Source organism: Streptomyces sp. NPDC006450, assembly GCF_040612195.1.
Taxonomy (GTDB): domain Bacteria; phylum Actinomycetota; class Actinomycetes; order Streptomycetales; family Streptomycetaceae; genus Streptomyces.
In genome coordinates, this window is the sequence record NZ_JBEXPT010000087.1 from 20,305 (window position 1) to 28,958 (window position 8,654).

The 8,654-nt window shown below is 76.0% G+C and carries 4 protein-coding genes and 1 pseudogene; 3 read left to right on the forward strand and 2 right to left on the reverse strand.

The genetic code is table 11. From position 1 onward, the window contains the following. The first annotated feature begins 44 nt into the window (after window positions 1–44). The 3 genes from eccE to ABZY57_RS23230 all read left to right on the forward strand — a co-directional run bounded on the left by eccE (window position 45) and on the right by ABZY57_RS23230 (window position 6,054). Window positions 45–1,328, forward strand: coding sequence for a type VII secretion protein EccE (gene eccE / locus ABZY57_RS23220; protein WP_356514834.1), 1,284 nt, complete (start codon window positions 45–47; stop codon window positions 1,326–1,328). After that, entirely contained in the window at window positions 1,325–2,131 is an 807-nt protein-coding gene (locus tag ABZY57_RS23225) for a hypothetical protein (RefSeq protein ID WP_356514836.1), read from the forward strand. The genes eccE and ABZY57_RS23225 overlap by 4 nt, the downstream gene beginning before the upstream one ends. 1,118 nt (window positions 2,132–3,249) lie before the next feature. Next, window positions 3,250–6,054, forward strand: a complete 2,805-nt coding sequence (locus ABZY57_RS23230) for an SCO5717 family growth-regulating ATPase (protein WP_356514838.1) — start codon at window positions 3,250–3,252, stop codon at window positions 6,052–6,054. A gap of 138 nt (window positions 6,055–6,192) precedes the next feature. Here ABZY57_RS23230 and ABZY57_RS23235 read toward each other — a convergent pair whose 3' ends face one another. Together ABZY57_RS23235 and ABZY57_RS23240 are read right to left on the reverse strand one after the other, a co-directional pair. Next, the gene (locus ABZY57_RS23235; protein WP_356514840.1) at window positions 6,193–7,149 is read right to left on the reverse strand and encodes a bifunctional riboflavin kinase/FAD synthetase; all 957 of its coding nucleotides are present in this window, start codon (window positions 7,147–7,149) and stop codon (window positions 6,193–6,195) included. A gap of 56 nt (window positions 7,150–7,205) precedes the next feature. Further along, a pseudogene (locus ABZY57_RS23240) lies at window positions 7,206–8,654 on the reverse strand (serine protease); the annotation flags it as partial.

Sequence of the window (8,654 nt, forward strand, 5' to 3'; positions counted from 1 at the left end):
GGGGCTCAGGGGTACGAACCCGGGAAAGGTGAGGTGCTCGAGTGATGGCCACTGCCGTGAGGCCGCGGACCGGGGCGCCCGCACCCGAGCGCGCCGGAGTGACGCCGCATCCGAAGTCCGGTCCGGGCCGATTCGGGCCGTTCCGATTGCAACAACTCGTGCTCCTCCAGGTCGCCGCGGCGGCGCTGTTGGCGGCCTGGGTGGTCGAACCGCTGCTGCTGGCGCCGGCCGGTGTGCTCGCCCTGGTCCTCGTCCTGCTCGCGGTCGTCCGCAGGCACCGGCGCTCGCTGCCCGAGTGGATCGGCGGTGCGCTGGCGCTGCGCGCACGCCGCCGCCGGGCCGCCGCCACGGCGGTGCCGGCCGGTACGGAGCCGGGGCTGGCCCCGCTCGTCGAGGCCGATCCGGCGTTGCGGACGCTCACGTTCAGCGAGCGGGAGCGGGACCGTGACCGGCGGCCCGTCGGGATGGTCGGCGACGGCACCTTCCTGACCGCGGTGGTCCAGGTCGACATGGACGCCACCGCGCTGCGGCCCGACCGGGCGGCCCGGCCGCTGCCGCTGGCCCTCGTACGGGACGTCCTCGAAGTGGACGGCATCCGGCTGGAGTCGGCGCAGCTCGTGCAGCACACCCAGCCGGCACCGGCGCCGCACCTGCCGGCCCAGTCGATGGCCGCGCGCAACTACGCCCCGCTCCAGGCCCTGACCGGGAGCCCCGCGGTGCGCCTGACGTGGATCGCGCTCAAGCTGGATCCCGAGCTGTGCCCCGACGCGGTCACCGCGCGCGGGGGCGGGCTGCCGGGTGCGCAGCGGTGTCTCGTGCGGGTCGCGGACCAGTTGGCGAGCAGGCTCGCGGGGGCCGGGTTCCGCGCGACGGTGCTCACGGAGCAGGAGCTGACGGGCGCGCTGGCCACCTCCTCGTGTGCGAACCCGATGGCGATCACCCAGGCGGGCCGGTCGGCGGCCACGGGACGGCGTACCGAGGAGACCTCGCGGACCTGGCGCTGCGACGACCGGCGGCACACCACGTACTGGATCAGCCGCTGGCCCCAGCTGGGCGGGAGCGGGGCCGGACTGCCGCAGTTCGTCGCGCTGTTGACCTCGCTGCCGGCGCTGGCGACCAACTTCAGCCTGACGATGACCCCGGCCGCGCGGCACGAGGTGACGCTGACCGGGCACGTACGGGTCACCGGGCGCAGCGACGAGGAACTGGTCGCCGCACGGCGCGGACTGGAACAGACCGCCCGGGGAGTCAAGGCCGGGCTGGTGCGGCTGGACCGGGAGCAGGTGCCGGGGCTGCTGGCATCGCTGCCGCTGGGAGGAGCGCGATGAGGGGCTCTCGATCGGGATCCGGATCGGGATCGACCGCGGGAACGGCGACGGGTACGGGCACGGGTACGGGTACGGGCACCGGCACGGCCTCGCGAACGGGCTCGGTGCGGGGTGGCTTCGGGCTGGTCGGCCCGCGCCGGGAGCGGCACGTGGTCCAGGCGGCTGAGCTGGACGCGCTCGCGCTGCCGGTCGGGGACGACGGAGTCGTCATCGGCGTGGACTCGGCGGGCCGCCCGGCGGTCCTCGGCGTGAACCGGCCGACACCGTACGAGGTCACGCTGATCGGCGGCCTGTGGACGGCCCAGGTCCTGGCCCTCCGGGCGGCCGCCACGGGCGCGCGGGTCACGGTGGAGACCGGGCGCGGCCAGGTGTGGTCCGGCCTGGCGCAGGCCGCCGGCGGCGGCCAGCAGTGCGTGACCCTGCACGACGTGGGCCGGGTGCCGCCGCAGGGCGCTTCGGCGGGCAGTCCGGTCCTGGTGATCCGCGACTGCGGCATGCGCCCGCCGCGGGGCCGGGTGGCGGCGGGGCCCTGGCAGTCGGTCCTGACCCTGCTCCCGTACCTGAGCCCGGCTGCCCCCCGACTGGTGCGCAACGCCTCCCTGGTCGGCATCCAGCGGGTCTCCCCGGACGAGGCGGAGCAACTCGGCCGCCTGATGGTGCTGCCCCCGGCGGCGGTGGAGTCACTGCCGACGCTGGGCGACGGGGTCACGCTGTGGTGCACCGAGCGGGACCGGCAATTCGTGATGACACAGCCGACGGACGGGGAGACGGGCCTGCTGGGTCCGGCGCGGCGCATCGACTGAACCGGGGGCGGGCCCTGGGGGGAGCCCGGGGAGTCGCGAGGTTCAGCCTCACGGGGGACCCGGGGTCGCGGGGTGGACACCCGGGAGGCACCGGTTCGAAGGATCGCGGCTCGGCCGTGGCGAGCGGACCGGAAACGGGCAGACCCTGCACGACCGGGGAACCGGCCTCCCTGCGGGTCGGCGACGGCCGGGCCCCTGATCGGCAGTACGGAGCCGCAGGGCCGGGAACCGGGAGCCCGAACCGCGCAGGCCGAGTCCCGCCGGAGCGGGAATCTGCGCACGGGCCGAGCGAGAACGAGCGGACCGGTACGCGCAGACCGGGAGCCGGCGGAGGGAACCGAGCCGCCCCGGAACCAGCGGACCCGCACGGGCCGACTCGGAGTCGGCGGACCGGTTGGGGTGGGCCGGGACGCACGGGAGCGTGCACGGGCGTGGCACGCCCCGAACCGGAAAGCCTGGAGGGCGCGCAAGGAACCGGCAAGGCCGAAGCCGAACCAGCCGGGGACGGACGCGCTCCGCACGCGCCGGGGGCCCCTCCCGCCCGTCCGGCGCTTGAGGACCGGGGTCCGGGCAGCGCCCGGGGAACGGTGGAAGGGCGGGTAGGGGACTTCGCCCCGCAGGGCCGACCCACCCGCACCGCACGAGCGGCGCACCCGGCACCGGGCAGGCCGCCGCCTCCGAACAAGCCCGGGAGCCACGGGCCGAGCACGGGCACACTCCGAAACCGGAAGCCCGGAACGCGCAGCGCCGAACGGGACTTGTGGGGACGGGCCCCGCCGAAAAGGTCGCGCCGGGGACGGGGAAGCACGAGCGGATTGGGGACCCGCAGGGAGGGAACGGGTGGGTCGGCGCCGTTGCGCACGCGCCGGCGGCCCCGAGACCTCACTGCGCAGGCGGCATGCCGGAACCGGCGGGGGGCGCGGAGACGTGGCAGGTCGTGGAGGCGGGGATTGGCCGGAGGCCCGGCCGTATGGGCAGGATGGAGGCGGCCCCCAGCCCCTGGCCGACCTCGGGTACGGGCCGACGGGGGCGGATACCGGCTGCGGGACACGATTAGGCTGGGCGCCGGCGTGGCGCGGTGGGACGCCGGACCAGTGTTCGACAGATCAGGAGGACCAGTGAGCGGCGATCGGAACGAGAGGCGCGGCGGGACGTGGGACGTCCCGACGGACGATCAGTCCGACGCGGAGCCCGAGCTGACGGGCGAGTTCACCATCGACTACACCCCGCCGGCCTGGTACACGCAGGGTGCGGCTCCGGCTGCCGCCGCGATCCCGGGCCTGCCCGAAGGCAGTGGCTTCGAACCCCACCGGCCGCCGTCGGACCTGGAAACCCCTCCGACGATGCGCATCGCCCCGCCGGCCCCGCACGCGGCGTCGAACGCGCCGGCACCGGCCGTGCCGTACGCCGGCACTCCCGACGCACCCACGGCGCTGACCGCGGACTCTGCGGCCACGCCGTACGCTCCTGCCGCGGCCGCACCGTACGTTCCGGCAGCAGACCCGTCCGCCCCGCCGTACCCGTCGGCCCCGGGCTCTGCCCTTCCGTCGCACCGGTCGGCTCAGGGCAGCAGCACCCCGCCCCACGCGCCGGCCCCGGCCACCTCCTTGCCGCCGTACCCGTCGGCTCCGGACAGCGCGACCCCGCCCCATACGCCGGCCCCGGGCATCGCCCTGCCGCCGTACCCGTCGACTCCGGACAGCGCGACCCCGCCCCGCACGTCGACCCCTGACGCCCCGCCGCCCTACCCGTCGGCTCAGGACGACACCACCCCGCCCCGTACGCCGGCCCCGGGCATCGCCCTGCCGCCGTACCCGTCGGCTCCGGACAGCACGGCCCCGCCCCGCACGTCGACCCCTGACGCCGCGCCGCCGGCGGCCTCGGACAGCGCCGCCCAGGCCTACGCCCCGGCCTCCAACACGGCGCAGCCGTCGACCTCGGAGACCCCCGCCCGGGCCTCCGACCAGGCCCCGGACACTGCGCAGCCGTCGTCCCCGGCGGCTGCGAACAGCACGCCCGGCCCGGACACCGGACTGCCGTCGTCCCCGGGGGCCCAGGCCGCGTCGTACTCGTCCGCCTCGGACGGTGCCGCCCCGCCCCGCACCGCGGCCCCGGACAACGGTCTGCCGCCGTACCCGTCGTCCTCGGCCGGCACCGCGTCGGGCCCGCAGAGCCCTACCGGTTCGGGTTCCGAGGGCGTCTCCGCGCCGGCGCCCAGCCGCGCGGAAGACACGGACGGCACGGACGGCACGAGCGGTGCCGCACCGGCGGCGCGTCCGAGCGGCGCGCCCGTCGACTCCCCGGCCGATCGGGGCCCGTTGAGCGACCCGTACGCGCCCGCGCCGGTCGACGGCCCGCCGCCCGCTGTCGTGCGTACGCCCACTCCTCCCGCGGGGACGGTCATTCCGACGCCTCGCGCGGCGAACACGTTCGAGGGATCCGCCGGATCCACCTCGGCCTCCGGCTCCGAACTGCCGCAGTGGCCCTCGGAGTTGTCCGCACCCGCGGATCCCCAGGCCGGCTACGACATCCTGCCGCCCGCGCAGCCCCAGCCCCAGCCCCAGCCCCGGACGCCGGACGCCGGGTACGGATTCCCGCCCGCGCAGCAGGCCCCGCAGCCGGACCCCGGCCACGGCTTCCCCCCGCACGCGCAGCAGCAACCGCACCAGCAACAGCAGTACGCCGATCCCCGCGGCGGCCAGTGGCAGCAGGGCCCCCAGGGACCCCAAGGGCCCCAAGGCCCGCAGGGCCCCCACGGGCACGACCCCCGCTACGGCGCCCCCCAGCCCTCCGGCGGCGCCCCCCTCGGCTACACCGCCGCCGTCGAGCTGTCCTCCGACCGCCTGCTGCGCGGGAAGCAGAAGGCGAAGAGCGGCAACAACGCCTCCGGAGGCGGCGGTCTGTTCCGCTTCGGTGGCAAGGCGGCCGAAGCCGAACGGCGCCGCAAGCTGGAGCTGATCCGCACGCCGGTCATGTCCTGCTACCGCATCGCCGTCATCAGCCTCAAGGGCGGCGTCGGCAAGACCACGACCACCACCGCCCTCGGCGCCACCCTCGCCACCGAGCGCCAGGACAAGATCCTGGCCATCGACGCGAACCCCGACGCCGGCACCCTCGGCCGCCGCGTGCGCCGCGAGACCGGGGCCACGATCCGGGACCTGGTCCAGGCGATCCCGTACCTGAACTCGTACATGGACATCCGCCGGTTCACCTCCCAGGCGCCCTCCGGTCTGGAGATCATCGCCAACGACGTGGACCCGGCCGTCTCGACGGCCTTCAACGACGAGGACTACCGCCGCGTCATCGAGACGCTCGGCCGCCAGTACCCGATCATCCTCACCGACTCGGGCACCGGCCTCCTCTACTCCGCCATGCGCGGGGTCCTGGACCTGGCCGATCAGCTGATCATCATCTCGACCCCGTCGGTGGACGGCGCGAGCAGCGCGAGCACCACCCTCGACTGGCTCTCCGCGCACGGGTACGCCGACCTCGTCTCGCGCTCCCTCACCGTGATCTCCGGGGTCCGCGAGACCGCCAAGATGATCAAGGTCGAGGACATCGTGCGGCACTTCGAGACCCGCTGCCGCGGTGTCGTCGTGGTCCCGTTCGACGACCACCTCGCGGCCGGCGCCGAGGTCGACCTCGACATGCTCCGGCCCAAGACGCGCGAGGCCTACTTCAACCTCTCCGCCCTGGTCGCCGAGGACTTCATCCGCGCCCAGCAGCAAGCGCCCCAGAACCACTGGGGCCAGCCGCAGCCGCACCAGCAGTCCTACCCGCAGCCGCACCAGCAGCCGCACCAGCCCCAGCAGTCGCAGCCCACGTACGGGCAGCAGCCCTACCCCACCCCCGGCCAGCCCTGGCCCCAGCAGCCCGGTCAGCCCCAGCCCGGCGGGCCCCCGCGCGACCCGCGCCTGGGCTGACGGAGCCGGCACACGCACGAGGGCCCGTACCGCCCCGGAATCCCCGGGACGGTACGGGCCCTCGCCCGTCGTCCAACCGCTCGTCAGCCCGTCGGCCCCTCAGCCCGCAAGGCGTCGGTCCGCAAGGCCGTCGGCCCGTCAGTGCTCCGCGTCGTACGAGTCCGTCAGCACCCGCGCGCGCTTCACGTCGTCCGCAATGGCCTCCAGCAGCCCGTCGAGCGACTCGAACTTCGCCATCCCGCGCACGTAGGCGAGGAAGTCGACGGCCACGTGCATGCCGTACAGGTCCAGCCCGACCCGGTCGATGGCGTAGGCCTCCACGGTCCGCTCGGTCGCGTCGAACTGCACGTTCGTGCCGACCGAGATGGCCGCCGGCATCCGCTCGCCGTCCGCCGTCAGCCAGCCCGCGTACACCCCGTCGGCCGGGATCGCGGTGTGCGGCTGCGTCTCCACGTTCGCCGTCGGGTAGCCGAGCTCGCGCCCGCGCTGCGCACCGCGCACCACGACGCCCTCGACCCGGTGCGGGCGCCCGAGGATCTCGGCCGCGCCGTCCATGTCGCCCTGCGCCACCAGCTTGCGCGCGAGCGTGGAGGAGAACGGCACGCCGCCGCCCGCCTCGCCGCGCTCGACCAGGTCCACGACCTCGACCTCGTAGTCGTAGGTGGCGCCGAGCTGCCGCAGGAAGTCGACGTTCCCGGCGGCCTTGTGGCCGAAGCGGAAGTTCGGCCCCTCGATGACCGCCAGCGCGTGCAGCTTGTCGACGAGCACCTTCACGATGAAGTCGGCCGGGGACAGCTGCGAGAACTCCGCCGTGAAGGGCAGGATCAGCAGCGCGTCCACGCCCAGCCCGGCCATCAGCTCGGCGCGCCGGTCGTAGGGGGCCAGGATCGGCGGGTGGCTGCCGGGGCGGACGACCTCGCTCGGGTGCGGGCTGAAGGTGACGACGACGGAGGGGACGCCGAGCTCGCGGGCCTTGGCCACGGCCCGTCCGATGATCAGCTGATGACCCCGGTGGACGCCGTCGTAGGAGCCGATGGTGACGACGCCGCGTCCCCAGTCCTGGGGGATGTCCTCCAAGCCACGCCAGCGCTGCACTGTGACCGCTCCTCGCCCGAACCCTGTAGGCCCTGTCCTGGTTGCCGATTGCAGGTCTAAGACTGCCATGCCGGTGGCCGCTGCCCATCATCGGCGTCTTCCGCCGGGGACGCGCTGTGAGCGAGGGTCTCGACGGTCCGGCGCGCGCTCGGCCCCAGCAGCGCCGCCGCCTCCTGCGGAGCCCGCTCCAGCCAAGCGGCCACGAGTGCGCCGAAGGCCGGTTCGGACCGCGCCAGCTCGACCGTCCGCCGCTCGAAGACGGCCGGGCCGCCCGGTGCCCGCAGCAGTTGGCGGCCGGTGCGCCGCAGCAGGTCCCGGGTACGGTCCGGCGCGCCGGCACCGGCCCCCGCCGCCAGCGCGCCGAGGAAGGCGTCGAGCACCGAAGGGTCGAGCTCCTCGCGGAGCAGCGCCTCGGCCAGCTCGCCGCGGAGCGTGTACGAGGCCTCCGTGCCCGGAGCGGCCAGTACACCGGCCAGCGCGGCCCGCACCAGGGGCGGACCGGAGCCCAGCAGGTCCCGTACGAGCGGGCGGAGCACGGGGGCGGCGGCCAGCCCCTGTTCGAGCCGCCGGTCCACGAACGCGGCGGCGTGCGCGGCGTCCTTCGGGTGCCGCGCCAGGTGGTCCCGTACGAGATCGGCCGCGCGCCGCGCCAGGCCGGGCGTCGTCAGCGCGGCCAGCGCACGCACCACCTCCCCGTCGGCCCGCTCCCGCAGGGCGGTGAACACCGCGTCCGGGTCGGGCAGCACGGGGAGGGCTGCGACCAGCGCGGTGGCGGGCAGGCGCGTGCCCCGCTCGGGGTCGCGGAAGCAGGCGAGGGCGTCGGGGAGGTAGCGGGCCCGCACATGGGGGTCCCGGAGCAGGATCCCGAGGGCGCTGCCGTGCAGGGAGGCGTCCGCGGGGCGGGCGAGGAGGGCCTGCGCGGCGTAGCGCAGCAGCTCTCGGTCGGCGGGGGTCCGTACGTGCGGGGCGGTGAGCGGGCCGTACGCGGCGGCCGCGACGCGGCGGCCGGGCCGCTCGTCGTGGGCCCAGCGGTCCACGGCCCGGCTGAGGGCGGAGGGCTCGTCCTCGGCGAGTACGGCGAGCAGCTCGTCGGCGCGGGGGTGCGCGGCGCTGACGAGCGCCTCGGTGAGGTCGTCGACGGCGAGGCTGCGGTGCGTGTGCAGCAGCGCCTGCGCGGCGGTGGCGACGGTGGCCCCGGGCCGCCCGAGGAGCCGCCGCCCGTCGCGGAACCAGCCGCAGAGCAGTGGCTGCACGAGCCGCGGCGCACGGACCAGCCGCCGGGCGGCGGCGTCGAGCAGGCGGTGGTCCTGCGGCACGAGCCGCCGCAGCAGCTCGAACCGGTCCGCCTCGGCGATCCGCAGGCGGGTCCAGAACCACGCCCCGAACTCCCCCTCGTCCCTGTCCTCGCACCACCCCTGACCGGCCCCGGACGGGCTGTCCGGCCGGCCGGCCGTGGTGATCGCGCCGCGTCCCGTGGCACCGGCGCGGCCGGGGTCCCCGGCAGC